Consider the following 16,696-nt stretch of genomic DNA (forward strand, 5'->3'; position numbering starts at 1 on the left):
CCCGCCAGACCTGCGCAGATCGGGCCGGGACCGAGTTTTCAGAAGAGGAGCGACGAGCATGCCAGCCATCATCAAGCCGTCGCGCATTGCCACCGCCATTCATATGGAACCGGCCGAAGGCGGTGGGCAGATGACCCTTTCGGCCTTCCTTCTGTTCGATTTCGCCACCCCTCGTAAGTTCTTGACCGACCAGGCGCTGTGGCCGATGGTCGTCGAGCAGATGCCCAAGGGCGCTATCTTCGACAAGGGTCAATTGAAGCCCAAGGGCGAAATGATCGTCGTCGGCGCAGCACTTGCGCCCGGCGACCAGCCGGTCACCGGCATCAAGGTCACCGCAAGATTGGGAGCGATCGAGAAGCGGCTTGCCGTTTTCGGCGATCGCTACTGGCGAATGACCGACCGCGGCATCCTCATGACCGAGGCCCGACCGTTCGATCGCATGCCGATCGACGATCAGCATGCATTCGGCGGCCCGGACCATAAGCTCAATCTTCGCGGGAAAGGTGACAAGGCCCGGCAGATCGTCGACGCAGGCTATGAAGCACCCCTGCCCAACGTCGAGGATGCCGACCGGCCGATACGCTCGATAGACGATAGGCCTCTACCGGCCGGTTTCGGGCCTCTGCCGCCCGATGCGGCGCAGCGCATGCGTTATGCCGGAACCTACGACCAGCACTGGATCAAGAACGTCTCGCCGAGCAAGCCTGTGGACTTCAATCCGCTTTTTCACTGCGACGCGCCCGAAGACCAGCGCTTCGACACGCATTTCAATGGCGACGAGGCATTTGCCGTCTCGGGCATGTCGCGCGGCGGCTTGCACGCCGGCAGGTTGCCGCATGTGCGGCTTCGCGCGTTCATCCACCGCAGCGACGACAGCCTCGCGGAAACGCGGATGGTCTGCGACACCGTGACGTTGTTTCCGAACATCACCAAGGCGACGATGGCATTCCGCGCCTTAGCGAAAGGTACAGATTCGCTCTGCGCGGACATCGCTACGGTGATGATCGCCATGGAACACGCCGAGGCGCCTCCCCGCCCGGCCGACTACTATCGCCATATTTTCGGATTGCGTACCGATCGGCAGGAATCCCACAAGCACGCCTTCTCCGATTTCCAGCTGATGCCCGAGGTCGATCCCGGGATCATTTCCGCCCGCCGCGCCGCCAAACTCGAGGACGCGCGCGCAAAGCAGCTTAAGTTCATGGACAATCTGAATTGGGCCGCAAGAAAGGCCATCGAGGACCGGGGCCTGCCTGCCGATATGGTGCCACCGCCGGACAACAGTGGTGTCGCGGCCCTGCCGCTGGTTCCGCAGCCGAGCGCTCAGGAAATTGCTGACGGCGATTTTGATCTTGCCGAGCTCATCGATGACGTGAAGACCATGGAAAAGGCGGTTCTCGAAATGAGGGACCGCGAGATGGCTGCCGCCGAACTCCAGCGCCGCGCCTTGATAAAGTCGACGCCAGCGGCGTTTTTGACGGATTTTCTGAAGCAGCCGATCGTCGACGATGCCCATATGGAGCGCTTCTCCGATCTTGCGCTCGACGAAGGCTTCGCCTCGGGCCTTGCCGGCGCCGATCGTGTCCTCGGCGACAACAAGACGGCGCTCGAAGGGCTCCATCCCGAGTTCTCCGGCGAGGCGTTCGCGCATCTGCCCGACGAGCTGGACAGTATTTTCGATACACTTGGCGACGGCGGCCCAGTGGATGCGGAAGCGGTCGAGAAACAATTGGCGACAGCCTGCGCCCGGGCGATGCGACAGCCGGAAGGCTCGCTGCTGTTCGAAGCGCGGCAATCGATCGCAAATACCAAACTGGACAGTTTCGACTTCAGCCAGCCGGTAGACGAGACATCCGATGTGCATCGGGAATTCGCCGATCTCTTCGGTAATATAACCGCTGAGACGCCGTCCGCAGAAGCAGCGACCGCCCCCGCGGGACTCTTTCCGACAGAGGAGATCGCCTTCGACCGTAGCGATGCCGAGCAGGCACTGGCGAAGGCCGCGGCAACCATCGAGGCGAAATTCCCGCATCTGGTGGGCAATGGCGGCGATGGCGACGCGATCGAGCGCCTGATGTCGAAAGTCCGTGAATTCACGCCTGCCGCCTCGGACCAGGAGGGCAACAAAACGGTTCCGGCCAGATTGGTAGAACAGAAGAAATCGGAGGCCCTGCAGAATCTGGATGAGGCCGAGGAGATGGTCGACGAGGCGATCCTCGCCGGCAGACAGAAGACCCCGGCCGCAATCTTTCCGATGCAGGCTTTCCTACCTGGTGTCGCCGAACGGCTCGGCGCTTTCGTGATCGAAAAGCTGAAGGAAGGACATGACTTCAGAGGCGCCGATCTCGCCGGTGCCAACCTCCGCGATGTAGACTTCAGCGGCCTCGATCTGCGCTCAACCTTCTTCGAGCGCGCAGATCTCACCAATGCCCGTTTCGTCGGCGCCAACCTGGAGGGCGCGGTCTTTACCGAGGCTATGCTCCGCGGCGCGGATTTCAGCGGCGCGGTGATGAACAAGGTAAACCTCAGCAAGGCGGTGCTGCGCGACAGCAGGCTCGACCGGTGCCAACTCAACAATTGCACGCTTGTCGGCACGGATTTCACCGGCGCGTCCGCGCGTGAAATGCGCGCGTCACGGATCACGATTATTGAATCAGTTCTCGACGACGCTGACTTCAGCGGCGTCGATATGGCCGAAATGCAGATACTGAAAGGCAAAGCCGATGGTCTGGTTCTGGACAGGGCTCGCATCAGCCGCGCATCCTTCATGGTGCTCTCCATGAGGGACGCATCCTTTGAGGAGGCAGCGCTGGAGCGGGTCGCCTTCATGGAGCTGACGGCGCCCGGCGCGAATTTCGCGCATGCCCAGATGAATTGCGTCGGCTTCATCGGCAAGGGCGATCTGAGCGGCGGCCGCTTCGACGAGATCGTGGCCACCGATACATCCTGGAACACCGCCGACATGACGGAGTCCTGCTTCCTCAGGGCGCGGTGCGACTCGTGTCTTTTCAACGATTGCGACATGAGCGCGTCCGATCTGCGCCTTGCCTCGCTGAAGCGCGCCCGCTTCGATAAATCCATTCTTGCCGACAGCGATCTCTTCGGCGCCAATCTCTATGGCGCATCGATCGGCAAAGTCGATCTGCGACGGACATCGCTGCGCGGCGCCAACCTCTATCTTGCCGACTTGACCGACACCAAGCTTGGAAGCTGCGACCTGACCGGCGCCAATCTGGGCAAAACGCTGCTGGAGGCGCCGAGCGATGCCTAGACAGCCCGAGAGAATACCCACCAATTTGGACGAGATCTTCGACTATCTTGCGCATGCGCAGCCGGTGATGCTGAAGATCGCGTCCGGCACCGATTTTGCGCGGCAATCGATGCGGAAAGCATCCTTCGTTCTCTGCACTCTCAAAGCCAGCTCTTTCGTCGACGCGGACCTGACGGGCGCCTCCTTCACCAGCTGCGATCTCTCGGACACGGTCTTCACCGGCTGCATCCTGTCCGGAACGCGCTTTGTCGACTGCGACCTGTCGCGCGCCGATTTCCGCGATTGTCAGTTGGAGACGACGCAATTTGTCGCCGGCAAAGCGGTCAAAGCAGCCTATCAGGGTGCCGCGATCACCAAGGCGTCCTTTGCCAAGACGGATATTTCCGAGACCGATTTCCGGGACGTCACGGTGGAGCGCTCGGCCTTCCTGGATTGTCCGATCGAGGGACTGTCGCTGACCGGCGCGGTGCTTTCCAGCGTCATGCTGACGAAGGCCGATCTGCGCGATATCGATCTGACCGATGTTCACATCGACACCGCGGTTTTTGCCGAAGCCGATCTTTCCGGCAAAGATCTCAAGGGACAGTCGCTGCAGAGATGTACCTTCTACAAGGGCAAGTTCACTCAGACGCGTCTCGATGCCGCGCGGCTCGACGGCAGCGTTTTTGCCGATTGCGATTTCGAGGCAGCCTCGGCATCTGGAATTTCGGGGAACATGACCTGCTTCACCAAAAGCCGGATGGACGGGCTGGATTTGTCGAACAGCAATCTGTCGATGGCGAATTTTGTCCAGTCCAGCATCAAGGGCGCTATCTTTAACGGCAGCCAGCTCTATTCGGCCGCCTTCACCGAAGCCGACGCGAAAGCCGCGCAGTTCGAACGCTGCAACCTGCAGCAGGCAGACTTTTCCCGTGCGGATCTTTCAGCCGGCAATTTCGGCGCGGCAACCTTTTCGAATACCAAATTTCACGCGGCCAAGCGCGACGGTGCGCTGTTTGCCGGCGCATCCGGTAGCGTGATCGAGACCGACCAGGACCGCGCCATCAGCGAGCTCTATTCGCCGCGGATCGTCGTGCTCGACGGAGACGATACCAGGGAGACGAGATAAAGAATGTTCGTGAATTCACAAGGCCCCATTCCGGGAATGGATTTCTCGGCGCCTGACGTCTACCTGCAGCCCACACCCGTTGGTCCCGTTCCCGTTCCCTTCATGAGCATGGGGATGCGCCCGACCGACATTCCGACGAATTTCCGTTTCCTTATCATGTGCATGCCATCGCACAATCTGATGAACGAGGCCCCGGTGACGATCAGCGGCCCCGGCCCCGGTGTCGCATCCGGCATGGTTTGTTCCGAGAGCCACAACGCCATTGGCTCCGTCAAATTCTTCATTCAGGCGATGCCGGCCACGCGCGCATTGCTGGATCCCACCCTGCAGAACGGCATTTCACCCAATTCGGTCGGAATGACGATCGTTCCCTCCCAAGTGCGCCTGATCAACCCGAGCGCCTGACGACGATAGACGAGAGAGTAGAAGATGAGCACGAATAGCATGCAGGAAATGCTGATCACGCTGCCGGGTGCAACGTCTGATGTGGTCTATGTCGAAAGCGTCAGGGGACGCGAGGCGCTCTCGAACGCCTACGAATTCGAGGCCGATGTCGTCTGCCGCAATCCACTTCAGATCGAGCCGATGCTCGGCAAGGCAGCGAAACTCGAGCTGCGCGTGCTCGACGAGGAGGCCGTGGTGCATGGCATCGTTGCCGCCGTCATGACGCTCGATCCGACCACCAACCGCGAATTCTGCTATCGCTTCGTCATTGCGCCCGAGTTGGCCCTGATGAAGCTCAGCCGGCAAAACCAGATCTACGGCACCGATCGCGACATGAACGTCGTCGACATCGTCGAAAAGGAATTGAGCGACGGCAATAAAAGCGGCTCGAAGACCGCCTCCAGCCGCGTCGGCCGCTCCATCCCGCATCAGATCCTTGCCGACAAATCGAGCTATCCGAAACTCGATTTCACCATGCAATACAACGAAAGCGACTTCGACTTCATTTCGCGGCTCTGTGAAAAATTCGGCATCTTCTACATGTTCGATCAGAGCGGCGATCAGGAGGTCGTCCAGTTCTGCGACCGCAAAGAACATTTCCGCCGCGTGGCGGGACGCAAGCTGACCGAGGAGCTGCCGTTTCGCAGCGAATCGCAGATCCGCAGCCAGGGCGACTTTGCCATCCGCTCTTTCAAAGGCACGTTCAAGGTAGCGGCCGGTTCGATCCATCGCCGGGAATTCAACGATGAAACCCCGACGGTCGATCTGTCGGTTTCCCACTACGCCGCCTATTCCGGCCAGGGTATCGACGTGCGCTACGGCGAAAACTACCGGACCGTCGGCGAAGGCAATTTCCTGGCGACGCGGCGGATGGAACAGGTGAGTGCCGAACGGCAGACATTCGCGGGTGAAAGCAATATTCCACTGCTCCGGCCCGGAATGATCTTCAAGCTGGTCGATCATCCGATCGCCGAACTCGAAGCCTATTACGTCATCACCCAGGTCGAGCACGAGATGGCCGAGCCCACGCCGCTCGGCTTCAGCTCGGCGGACAAAAAGAGCGAGCCCTATCGCAACCGTTTTACCTGCATTCCCTTCACCATCCAGTACCGTCCGCCGCTTTCGACACCGAAGCCTGTCGTCAATGGCTTCCTGATCGGCTTCGTCGATGGCGAAGGCAGCTCGAAGCGGGCGGAACTCGACCAATACGGCCGCTACCGCATCCGCATCATGGACGAGGAGAGCGGCCTCTCCGGTGGCAAAGCGAGCTATCTCGTGCGCAAGGCTGAGCCCTATGGCGGTGGTGACGGCTTCGGCTCGCATTCGACGCTGAACGTCGGCACGGAGGTCATCCTCGGCTTCCTGCACGGCGATCCGGATCGGCCGATCATCATGGGCGCCTTCTCCAATGCCCACCTTTCCAATCCCGTCACGCAAACCAACAGCAATGTCGCTCATCGCACGCGCACCGCATCCGGCATCATTCTGCAGATGTGCGACGGCGCTGCCCGTTGACGATAGCCAAAGGACACGGCAATGACCGACGCATCCTCCCCCTCGGTTTCAGTCTCCGATACCTCAGGTACGGCCTACCAGAACTCCTCCACCTATCTTTTCGTCCCCGGCACATTGGGCAGCGATGCCTCCGCATCGAGCGACGACGGCAGCACGCCTGGTGCCTTTTTCCGTCTTGGCAGCTATTCGGACATGGAGACCGGCTCGCAAAGCAATGCCACAAACCGAGGACTTTTTTTCCCCCGCAATCACGTCAAGGACGAGGCAGCAAAGGGAAGTCAGAGTGTCGGGAAGGGTATCCTGCTTGCCTGCAACGGCCGGCTGCTGATGCGCAGCTCGAACGAAACTTATCTCCATAGCACGGGCTCGATCAATATCGACACCGAGAACCAACTGAACGTCAACGCGGACAAGGCAATCCTCATCAATTCAAGTGACACGATAACGATCCAGAATGCCAATACGAAGAGCATCTCGATCATTGCCGGCGAGGGTCAGGGGAACCTGACGACCAAGGGCCTGCAGGCGACCATCGAGATCAACGGCAACGAATTCAAATCCACCACCCAGGACAGCTTCAGCTATTACCGGTGCAACGTCTACACGTACAAGCTCGGCGGCATGGTCGACGTGACACTGGGCGGCAAGTTTTCCTACTGGCTCGGCGACGCGCTGAGCATCACCACGTCGATCGACCTGACGATCTCGCTCAGCATTGCCATGACCCTCTATATCGTCAAGGTCGACATAGGTCTCATAAAAGTGGACTTCGTGCGCAACAAATACGAAATGAAGGAAGGCAAGTTCGTCGCGGCCAAAGCCAATTTCTTCATCTTCGGCGCCAAGGCGGAAACAACGGTCACAAAGGCTGACGAAACAGCGGTCAGCAACGAAACGAAGGCCGTCGATTCAGGAGATGCCGGCGTGCAGACCTGGGTCAAGGGCGTGGTGTCGAAGGTCAGCGGACCGGATTCGGAAATATCCGAAATCAAGAGCAACATGTGACGCAATACCGGAAAAACCGGATGGGGAAATAGCATGACAGGACCCATGACGAGCCGATCGGCGGTTCAGCATGCCGCAACGATGATTCAACCCGCGGCCTCCGCCGGTGGATTGATCCGCGGCACGGTCAAGACATTGATGACCGTTACCGAGGCAGGCGTCGAGACGGATGCAGGAGAGAGCGTTCATGCCCGGCAGGCGGCGAGCTGTCTGCTGGCGCCGGCGATCGGCGATCGCGTCCTTCTCTGCATGATCGGCGGCGAAACCTATATCCTCGCCGTGCTCGAACGGGAAAGCCAGCACGCAGCCGAAATCTCCGTTCCGGGTGCCCGCAAGGTCACGATCAGCGCCGGTGAGAAGCTGGAGCTGAACGCGCCGTCGATGAGCCTTGCCGCCCGCCAATTGACCCTGCTGGCACGCAACATGGCGCAGACGGGGCAGTTTCTCACCAGCAATTTCAAGACCATCGTCGAAACGGTCGTCGACAAGACGATCGGCGCCCGCAGCCTGACGACGAAGGCGGAGATACGGACCGCCATCATAACTGAGGTGGAAATGCTGAATGCCGGTACGCTTGTGCAAAACATCGACACGGTCGCCACGCAGAACAGCGAAATCGCCCTCGTCACCGCCCAGCGTGATGTCAGGCTCGATGCGGAGCGCGTCAGTGTCGGCTGAACGGTTCGGTCATGGCAGCGTGGCATCTTTCTCGCCACGAACCGCTGGAGCCGCAGAATGTTGCTGATCGACCAACGGCTGTCCGCCGCCCGAAGCCATCGTTCCGCCGGGCGCAATGACGATGCCGCGCTGCTCTATGAAAGCGTGCTGGATGTCAGCCCCTCGAACATTGCGGCCCTCAAAGAGCTCGCGGTGATCCGGTTGACGGACGGACGCCTGGATGCGGCAATGGACCTTGCCATGCGGGCCGCGGCGAAGGCGAACACGGATTGCGACGCGCTCGCCCTGCTTGCCAGGGTCGCGCTTCTGTCGGACCGTTCGGATATCGCTGCCGTCGCCATCGACCAGGGCCTGGCGCTGGATCGTTATCACCCCGAAATCAACAGACTGAAAGCAAGCACGTTGCTGCAAGGTGGCGACCAGAAGGCGGCCGAACGATTGCTAATCGAGGCGTTGACGCGCCATCCTGATGATGCCGGCCTGCTGACCGTTCTCTCGCAAATGTACATGGAGGACGGGTTGCCCGGTCCGGGGCTGACCTATAGCCGCAAGGCTCTTGCGCAGGATCCCGACAATCCGGATCTCCTCACACTCGTCGGCTCGCAGCTTTCCGTGCTCGGCAACCACGCCGAAGCCCTTCCCTACCTGGAGCGGGCCCATCTGCTGCAACCCGCGAATGTTCCCCTTCAGAGCTACCTCGCCGAGACGCTCCTCAGCCTCGGGCAGCTGACGGAGGCGTATCGTCTCGCCAAGCGGGTGGTCACGCTGACGCCGCACCTGCTCTCCGGCTGGCAGACCTATGTGAAGGTCATGGCCTATCGCGGCGAAGCGGAGGCGGCCCTTGCCGAATTCCTGGTGATCGCCAAGCAGCATCCCGAAAAAATCGATGCGGCGCTGACGCTGGCCGGCGCCCACAGAATTTCCGGCAATCCAGCCCAGGCGCTGCGCCTGCTGCAGCCACTAACGGCCAAATTCGCGACGCTGACCCTGACGCAGAAGACTCTCACCATGGCTCTGATCCGCGACTGCTGCCTGACGCTTGGCCTGTTCGACAAGGTGGCGCCGACCTTCCTGCAGACGGACCTGCATGCCATGCTGGGCCTCGGGCAGTACGGCGGGAAAGATGCCGGGACCGACGATGAGCTCTCTGCGGCGCTTGCCGAAACGAGCCTCGTCATTGACGGCAATCTTTCCAGCCTCGATGCCATGGTCCTGCTACGGTTTGGTCTGTGCCCACCCGAAACCGGCTCTCCGACAACCGTGCTTGGAGCGTCAAGCCTTGCCGATATCGTCGCTCTCATGCCGAGCAAGCATTTCGAAGCCAATGACGTACCGAAGGCCGAGGACCAGGATGATGTCGTCCGCGCCCTGCCGCTCTCCTACGCCCTGGCACTTCCTGAGCGCCTTCGCGGCACCATGACCTCCACCCTACCCTATGTGAGGGCGCCCCAGGACCGCCGGAAAATCTGGCGCCGCTCGCTTGCCGGACTGCCAAGGCCATTGATCGTGCTAGCGTGGGACGCGACACGGCCGGGGTTGCTCCTTGAGGATTATCGGATTGCTTTCAACAGTTTCCAAGGCACCCTCGTCAGCGTCATGTGGGACGAGGCCCGCCATCAGCTTTCCGATTGGTCTCTCGTCATCGATGCCGGCGTTCACTTCACGTCGATGGCGGATCTTGCCGCCGTCATCGCCGAGACGGATGGAATCATCGGCCCGAACGGCGTTCCCCTGCACCTGGCGGGCGCCATGGGTGCGAAAGCCATGCTGCTGACGCTGCCGAACTGGCCATGGTACTGGCATAACGAAGACGGCGTGTCATCGTGGTATCCCTCCGTGAAGGTCGTGAAGACCGGGACCATCGGCAGCTGGGCCGCGAGGACTGAGGAGATTTCTCCGGCGATCGGAGAGTTCTGCCGCTCTTTGCATGTCCCGGCTCTCGCATCGAACGATGATCATTCCATCAACTTTTCCGCAGCCGAGGGAGGCAAGGCATGACATCCTGGCGTCCGCCAACGCGTGAACCGGATGCGCTTCGAGCCGCCCTTCACGACTATCTTCGCAACCGAGCAGCACAGGTGTTCCTCACGAAAGCCGCGACGCTGCAATCGCTGGGGCGCGCGGAGATCGTCATGAGCAACGGCCGCAACCTCGCCATCGACCTTCGCATATCGCCCGTCGACATCTCGAAATTCGCCAATCGCGCCACAATCGCCTTTACCGTCGAGGGGCACGCCGCCGAGAACGGAACCGGCTACGAGGTCAACGGACGGATCGTCCTCGATCGCGAGACGCTGGCCTACCTCTCGATCGAGGTCAGTCCCACGGTCGTCAACAGCTCCACGCGCACCGGCTAGGCTCCGGGATCAGCGGATCGAGGCTGGGAGGCGCTATCGCTCAGCGTGCTGTGCCGCACACCGTGCGTCTAAATCAGAACTCTGATCCGCAAAATTCGAAATTTTGAGCTGACGTTACCAAAGGGAAAATTGGGCCGCCTGTTGGGGATCATGTGGGCGGCCCAGTGCAGCTGCATGTAGCAGCCATGTAGGCGGAAAGTCGCCTAACAGTTAAATAATATCATTTAACGTTTGAATTTCAATTCAACTTTTGAATTAATTAAATTGGATATTTAGCAGAGAGTGCTCTAATCGCGTTATTGGCAACAATTGTTGCTTGGCAGATGGGGTGGTTGCCGTCCTCCCCCAGCGGCTTCTGAAAGTGCCGCAAATAAAAGCCTGACAGAAGACCGCACTCGATCACACGTCAAAATGGTCAGACACGACTTGCGCAACGGACGGCAACCACAGAAGTTAATCGTGAGAATCGTCGATCTTCATTCTCGACGCTCGTCGGAAGAGATAGCGTGCCAGCCGCAGGCTGGCTCGGTCTCAAAGCACCTCGATCTGGAAATCCGCGCCTTCCCAGCGCTGTGCATCCGTCCAGAAGATCGTGAGGTCGACTATGCCCGGGCCAAGCGTCTCCGTCGGCAGGTCGAAGATATGCATGCCGAAGCCGGTGTCGTGGCACTGGCTGTTGGTGACGTTTGCCCAGCCGTCGGTGGACCAGCGCACTAGGGCGGGCTCCGGCAGTTCAATGCGCAGGGCCCGGCCTGCCGCCATACAGTCGCGCTTCGCAGTCAGCCGCCAGGAGAACGGTGCCGGTGCCGGCTTTGCCGCGACGTAACGCCCAAAAGTCTGGGGCGGCATATCGAAGATTGCGCCGTCGCGGATCGAGCGCAGCAGCTTGATGTGTTCTGCGTGAGCCCATACCAGCGGCATGGCGCTGCCGGAGGGGCGACCGAGTAAGAGCTCGCGTTCCGGCACGTCGTCGCTGTCCCAGATCTGCTCCGGCAGCAACCCGCCCTCGCTTGCCGAGGCTTCCAGAGCGGCCAGCAGGCGCTGCGCCTCATCCGCTCGCCCGGCGGCGAGTTCATAATGGGCGCGCTCGCCGGTCAAGAGCGGCCAGAGTCTTCCGACACCGCTGCCTGCGAAGGGCGCGCCGCCGATGCGCTCGCCGTAACCATCGTCATTGTAGCGATACCAGTAGGGTCCAGCAGGAAGGTCTCGCCGCAATTCCGCATCGATCGCCGCAATGGTGCCGAGGATGCGCGGATCGTCGGCGGCCCTGAGGCCGAACCGCACGAGCGCCAGCGCGTCGGGGCTGAGGAGCAGGTCCGCCTCCAGGACGGCGTCGCCGTCGTCGCGATTGCGGATCGGAATGAAGTCGCGTCCCAGAGACGAGCTGCCATCCATGGCCGAGGCGATGCGCACGTAATAGCCTTCTATGCCAAGACTGCGCGACAGTTCCGTATCGGTGGCGTAAGTCCACTCCTCTATGCGCTCGTTCCAGCCGTCGGCCACTTCGCGTAGATATTGCGCCGCAGCCGGCCGCCCGGCCGCTTCAACCGCATCGGCCGCCGCGAGCAAGCCGGCGATCTCGACGGCGAGCGTAAACGGCGAGTAGCCGGCATCCTCCTCCCAGCGATCCTGCTGGGTGGCGGGACCGTTTCTAACGATATAGGCCGCAGCCGCCTCGACCATCGGCAGATATCGCTCTGTCTCCGACGTGTCGATCGCGCCGGCGCGCAGCAGCATGTCGTAGAGCAGAATGGGAAAAGCCGTCTCGTCCATCTGGATCCCGTACCAATAAGGCCGCCCGTCCAGCCAGGCATTCTGCACCCAATGGCCGTCCGCTTCCTGGATCGCCGCGAGATAGTCGAGCACGGACCGCGCATCGGCCGTGGCACCGGCGGCAAGCAGCCCGCCGGCCGTCTCCACCAGATCGCGCGTCCAGACCAGGTGATAGCCGCCAAGGTCGTCGTCGCTCTTGCTGAAGCCCCACGGGATGGAAAGACTGGCGATGATGGCGCCGGAGGCATCGTCCCGATGGGTGGCAAGCACCCCAGTGCTGACGCGATAGCGGTTCAGCTGGCTGGGATCATGGGGCTCGTCCAACGCAAGCAGGCCGGCCTGCCACTCCCGCCAGCCGCTGCGATAATGCTTCAGCGCCGGTTCGGCGCCTTGTTCCAAACTGAGGATAGCGCGCAAGGCGGCCTCCTCCGGCTGCGTGCCGAAGCCGATGGCGATCAGCGCCCGCCCCTCGCCTGCCTGAATATCGAGTGTCCCTGATAACGCGACATTGCCGGACGTGGCGCAGCAATAGTCTTGGTTCAGCCCGTCGCCGCGCGACAGTGTCTGCCATCCGTCGGAAATTCCGACATAGCCGGCCGACCGCGCAAGCCAGGGCACCGAGGCGGCAACCGCGAGCGCCCGCCCGGACCCCTCGGCAAAGAGCATCGGCGTGCCTTTGAAATCGGCATACCAGCCGGTGTTATCAGCACCGCCATTGACGAGATGCGGGGCTACGAGTGCATGCAGCCGGTAGTCGGAGAGACTGCCTGTCAGCGCCTGAAAGCGAATATCCTGCAGCACCACCTCCCGCTCCGGGTCCGAAAGGATGGTCTTGGTGATGCGATAGCGGCCGTCGCGGGCGGTATTAACGAGGCGGAAAGCCGGAACGCCGTCCTCGATCGCCTGCACGCGATGATCGGCGTCGCGCTTCTCCTCGGAAAAGTAACCCTCTGCCGTCACGATGAAGCCGAAATCACGCACGCATGCCATATCGAGCCGTGGCGCATAGATCTCGTTGAGGATGCCATGGCTTGCCGTGAACCAGACGCAGCTCGCCGAACTGACGGCGGTCCCGACCGCGCTCTTGTCGCTGGAGGTCCAGCGGGGCTCGATGCCGGGGGCACCGGGCGGCTCGACGGAACCGGGTGGCAGTGTCGGATAGGCCAAGTGCTGATCCTCCGCTCGCTAGAGCGCCGCGCGTTCATTCGAACACGCAAAGGTCGCTCTATTCTTTTGAATCGAGAGCATCTTATCCGCTTGCGGGTGATTCCACCTGAAAGCGGGATGCTCTAGTCGCTCCTCTTCAATGAGCCATCCTGGGATGAAATCAAGCGATCCGCAATATGGTGGGCTTGACAGCCAGTACCAATCTTGCGCCCGATAGAGTCATGCGGGAACGATTGAGAGCACGTTCCGGAGAGGAGCGCTAGGCATGGCTGACATGACTGAAGAACCGAAAGCGAAGCAGACACTCGTCCAGGGCGAGCCGAAAGCGGGTGGCGCGCCTGCCGGCCGCACTGTGCTTGCCGTCGATATCGGCGGGTCGCACGTGAAGGCGGAACTCAGCAGTGGCAGCGATCGACGCGCGGTAGCGTCGGGGCACCAGATGACGGCGGCCAGGATGGTGGCGGCGCTGCGCGATCTGACGGCCGACTGGCACTATGATGTCGTCGCCATGGGCTACCCCGGACCCGTCGTCGCCCACCGTCCCGCGGCCGATCCGTTCAACCTTGGGTCGGGATGGAAGAATTTCGATTTCGAAGCCGCCCTCGGCCGGCCCGTGCGGATGGTCAATGACGCGCTGATGCAGGCGATCGGCAGCTACGAGGCGGGCCGTATGCTCTTCCTTGGCCTCGGCACCGGCCTCGGCTCGGCCATGATCGCCGAGAATGTTTGCTTGCCCCTGGAACTGGCGCATATGCCCTACCGGAAGGCGACCTTCGAGGACTATGTCGGTGAACGCGGCCTGGAACGTCGCGGCAAGAGCAAATGGCGAAAATCGATATTCGACGTCGCCGATCGCCTGAGCGCGGCCCTGCTGCCGGACTACATCGTCATCGGCGGCGGTAATGTCGAGCGCCTCAAGGAACTGCCCGCGAAGTGCCGACGCGGCAACAACGACAACGCCTTCCGCGGCGGTTTCCGGGTCTGGCTGGACGACAGCCTGCGCCTCTGAACGGAAGTTAAACAAACGAACTTGGTGGCCGCAGCGTGGCGGTGGCGGCAGACCCGACAGCTCGCCAGTATAGGTGAATGTGTCCCGGCCGGTGATGGCGCGGCTGTTGGCCGAAGCGCGTGGCAACCCTGTTGCCCAGCGGGGACCTCGTGGACAGCCGGCGCCTACTCCTGATGAAACTCGTCCACCAGGAAGTCGATAAGGGCTCGAACGCGATGACTAGCCGGACTGCCGTTCGTGACGGCATATAAATTAGCACTGTCCGGCAGGAATCTGTCGAGTGCCGTCACCAGCTCACCCGAAGCCAACTCTTCGCGGATGTCCCAGGCTGGGCTCAGAAAGACACCATAGCCCTTCAAGGCCCACCGCGTCTGGGGAGATCACTCCCATCGATCCTTACGAACTTGCTCCGCGAGGGCTGCATCTGACATGGCCAATGCTGCAGCATTACGTTGCAACGCCGGCCCAGACCGCCGAAGCCGCCGCCGATCTATTTGCGGGGATAAAATCAGGCGTCCTGAAAGTCGATCCTACTCGCATCTATTCATTCGACGACGTTGTCGAGGCTCATCGCGATCTGGAAGAGCGACGTACGACGGGCTCAGCGGTCCTTCGCGTGACACAATAGCGAAGGGCAACTGGCCGCAAAATTGTCTCGCAAGGTTGCGTCTGATCTCGATAAGGAAGATCATTCCAGCACCGCGACGCCAGGTTCGGCCTCGGCTGACCTCAGCCATGGCGACGTTGCACGACGCGACTCTGACTTATCCAACCCTCATACATTTTTCGCGGCTGATAGCGGCGTGCGTAATCGAAACTTTGGATATCTGGCTCGAAAGGGCCGGCAGTAGGGAGATTCGTTATGAAAATTGTTATCATTGGCGGCACCGGGCTCATCGGGACCAAGACCGCAGCGCGTTTGCGCAATAAGGGCCACGAGGTATTAGCCGTATCGCCAAAGACTGGTGTCAACACCGTCACCGGCGAAGGCCTGGCGGAAGCGCTGGCCGGTGCCGAAGTCGTCGTTGACCTTGCAAACGCACCTTCGTGGGAAGACAGGGCAGTCCTCGAGTTCTTCGAAACCTCGGGCCGCAATCTGCTCGCAGCGGAAGGCAAGGCCGGAGTAAAGCACCATATTGCCCTGTCTATCGTGGGGACCGAGCGGCTGCCGGAAAACGGGTATTTCAGGGCTAAACTTGCCCAAGAGAAACTCATCAAAGCCTCGTCTATCCCGTACACGATCGTCCATTCCACCCAGTTCTTCGAATTCCTGAAGGGCATCGCCGATGAAGCCACCGTCGGCACCGTCGCTCGTCTTTCTCCTGCAAGCTTCCAGCCTATCGCATCGGACGACGTCGCCGATGCGGTGGCGGACGTCGCCCTCGGGAAGCCGCTCAACGGCACGATCGAGATTGCGGGTCCCGAGCGTGGTCGCATGCACGAGATCGTTGCCCGGTATCTGAAAGCGACCAACGATCCGCGGACGGTCGAGGCAGATGTCCATGCACGCTATTTTGGGTCTGAACTGGACGATCGGTCGCTTGTGCCCGGCGAGGGCGCCAGGATTGGCAAGATCGGTTTCGAGGATTGGGTTCGACACTTCCAGCAAGGGTAGTGGCTTTTTGGGTTTTCGACCTCGAAACGCAATTATGCAAACGCAAATCGGCATTCAACAACAGAGGGATTACGACAATGAATTCAGCTTTGTTAACGCTCTTCGTGTCAGCTACCGTTTGCTTCCTTGGCGCGTTGCCGGCTGCCGCTGACAACGCTGCAAAGGTTACACCACTCATGAAGAAGGACCTTCCAAATTATCCAGGCAAGGAAGGGCTGATGATATCCGTCGAGTATGGGCCGGGAGGTTCTTCCCCCATTCACAAACATGAGGCAAATGCATTCGTCTACGTTCTGGAAGGCTCGATCGTGATGCAGCTCAAGGGAGACAAAGAAGTCACCTTGTCGCCGGGAGAGACCTTCTACGAAGGTCCTTCCGACATTCACTTGGTCAGCCGCAACGCAAGCAAGACTGAACCGGCAAAATTTGTCGTCGTGCTGCTCAAGAACAAGGGCGCTCCGGTTGTCATGCCTGTGAAGTGACATTCAATACGACGGCGACGAACCGAAGGAGAAGCCTGTGGATTAGGGGGATATTGGTTTGTGAGCACTTGCTAATGAGCGTATAACATTTTGTGGGTTACACCGAAAATCTTTCGGTGTCCCGGTACCCTGGCTTAATGCCGTGTCCTGCTGATACAGCATTAATATGCCTTGGGGTCGTCAGCCTCACCGTTGCCCCCCTGTAGCGGTGAGGTTTTTTGCGGGGAGCAATTGCCTCATCGCGCTATTCCAAATCAACTGGAACTTTTCTC

At 60.6% G+C, this 16,696-nt stretch carries 14 protein-coding genes; 12 read left to right on the forward strand and 2 right to left on the reverse strand.

Going from position 1 to position 16,696, the window contains the following annotated elements; translation table 11 throughout:
- Window positions 1–58: 58 nt before the first annotated feature.
- From FHT86_RS28205 to FHT86_RS28240, 8 genes are read left to right on the forward strand one after another with little or no spacing between them, the layout of a single operon-like run.
- Entirely contained in the window at window positions 59–3,271 is a 3,213-nt protein-coding gene (locus FHT86_RS28205) for a DUF2169 domain-containing protein (RefSeq protein WP_133709912.1), read from the forward strand.
- Window positions 3,264–4,379: a pentapeptide repeat-containing protein gene (locus tag FHT86_RS28210; protein ID WP_133709911.1), complete on the forward strand. Its 1,116-nt coding sequence runs from the start codon at window positions 3,264–3,266 to the stop codon at window positions 4,377–4,379. Before FHT86_RS28205 ends, FHT86_RS28210 begins: the two co-directional genes overlap by 8 nt.
- 3 nt (window positions 4,380–4,382) lie before the next feature.
- Window positions 4,383–4,784 carry a PAAR-like domain-containing protein gene (locus FHT86_RS28215; RefSeq protein ID WP_133709910.1) on the forward strand — a complete coding sequence of 134 codons (402 nt, stop codon included), beginning with the start codon at window positions 4,383–4,385 and terminating at the stop codon, window positions 4,782–4,784.
- A 24-nt stretch (window positions 4,785–4,808) separates the two neighbouring features.
- Complete coding sequence (locus FHT86_RS28220) at window positions 4,809–6,338, forward strand: type VI secretion system Vgr family protein (RefSeq protein WP_133709909.1); 1,530 nt, start codon at window positions 4,809–4,811, stop codon at window positions 6,336–6,338.
- 21 nt (window positions 6,339–6,359) lie between these two features.
- A complete protein-coding gene (locus FHT86_RS28225; protein WP_133709908.1) occupies window positions 6,360–7,343 on the forward strand; it encodes a hypothetical protein in 984 nt (327 codons plus the stop codon).
- Between the two features lie 33 nt (window positions 7,344–7,376).
- The gene (locus FHT86_RS28230) at window positions 7,377–8,021 is read left to right on the forward strand and encodes a DUF3540 domain-containing protein (RefSeq protein WP_133709907.1); all 645 of its coding nucleotides are present in this window, start codon (window positions 7,377–7,379) and stop codon (window positions 8,019–8,021) included.
- A gap of 57 nt (window positions 8,022–8,078) precedes the next feature.
- Window positions 8,079–10,019 carry a tetratricopeptide repeat protein gene (locus tag FHT86_RS28235; protein WP_133709906.1) on the forward strand — a complete coding sequence of 647 codons (1,941 nt, stop codon included), beginning with the start codon at window positions 8,079–8,081 and terminating at the stop codon, window positions 10,017–10,019.
- On the forward strand, window positions 10,016–10,378 hold the full coding sequence (locus FHT86_RS28240) for a hypothetical protein (RefSeq protein WP_133709905.1): 363 nt from the start codon (window positions 10,016–10,018) through the stop codon (window positions 10,376–10,378). The genes FHT86_RS28235 and FHT86_RS28240 overlap by 4 nt, the downstream gene beginning before the upstream one ends.
- Window positions 10,379–10,909: 531 nt before the next feature.
- Here the strand turns inward: FHT86_RS28240 and FHT86_RS28245 are convergent.
- Window positions 10,910–13,318, reverse strand: coding sequence for a glucan 1,4-alpha-glucosidase (locus FHT86_RS28245; protein ID WP_133709904.1), 2,409 nt, complete (start codon window positions 13,316–13,318; stop codon window positions 10,910–10,912).
- Between the two features lie 265 nt (window positions 13,319–13,583).
- On the opposite strand from FHT86_RS28245, the gene FHT86_RS28250 reads away from it, so the two are divergent.
- Window positions 13,584–14,327 carry an ROK family protein gene (locus tag FHT86_RS28250; protein ID WP_133709903.1) on the forward strand — a complete coding sequence of 248 codons (744 nt, stop codon included), beginning with the start codon at window positions 13,584–13,586 and terminating at the stop codon, window positions 14,325–14,327.
- A 164-nt stretch (window positions 14,328–14,491) separates the two neighbouring features.
- Here FHT86_RS28250 and FHT86_RS28255 read toward each other — a convergent pair whose 3' ends face one another.
- Window positions 14,492–14,686, reverse strand: a complete 195-nt coding sequence (locus FHT86_RS28255; protein WP_246779700.1) for a LysR substrate-binding domain-containing protein — start codon at window positions 14,684–14,686, stop codon at window positions 14,492–14,494.
- A gap of 77 nt (window positions 14,687–14,763) precedes the next feature.
- On the opposite strand from FHT86_RS28255, the gene FHT86_RS28260 reads away from it, so the two are divergent.
- From FHT86_RS28260 to FHT86_RS28270, 3 genes are all read left to right on the forward strand, one after another.
- On the forward strand, window positions 14,764–14,955 hold the full coding sequence (locus FHT86_RS28260) for a zinc-binding dehydrogenase (RefSeq protein WP_246779701.1): 192 nt from the start codon (window positions 14,764–14,766) through the stop codon (window positions 14,953–14,955).
- A 234-nt stretch (window positions 14,956–15,189) separates the two neighbouring features.
- Entirely contained in the window at window positions 15,190–15,942 is a 753-nt protein-coding gene (locus FHT86_RS28265) for an SDR family oxidoreductase (protein ID WP_133709902.1), read from the forward strand.
- A 77-nt stretch (window positions 15,943–16,019) separates the two neighbouring features.
- Window positions 16,020–16,424 (forward strand): cupin domain-containing protein, encoded by a 405-nt coding sequence (locus tag FHT86_RS28270; RefSeq protein WP_183868951.1) that lies wholly within the window; start codon window positions 16,020–16,022, stop codon window positions 16,422–16,424.
- Window positions 16,425–16,696: the final 272 nt, after the last annotated feature.

The organism is Rhizobium sp. BK313, assembly GCF_014193655.1.
Lineage (GTDB): Bacteria > Pseudomonadota > Alphaproteobacteria > Rhizobiales > Rhizobiaceae > Rhizobium.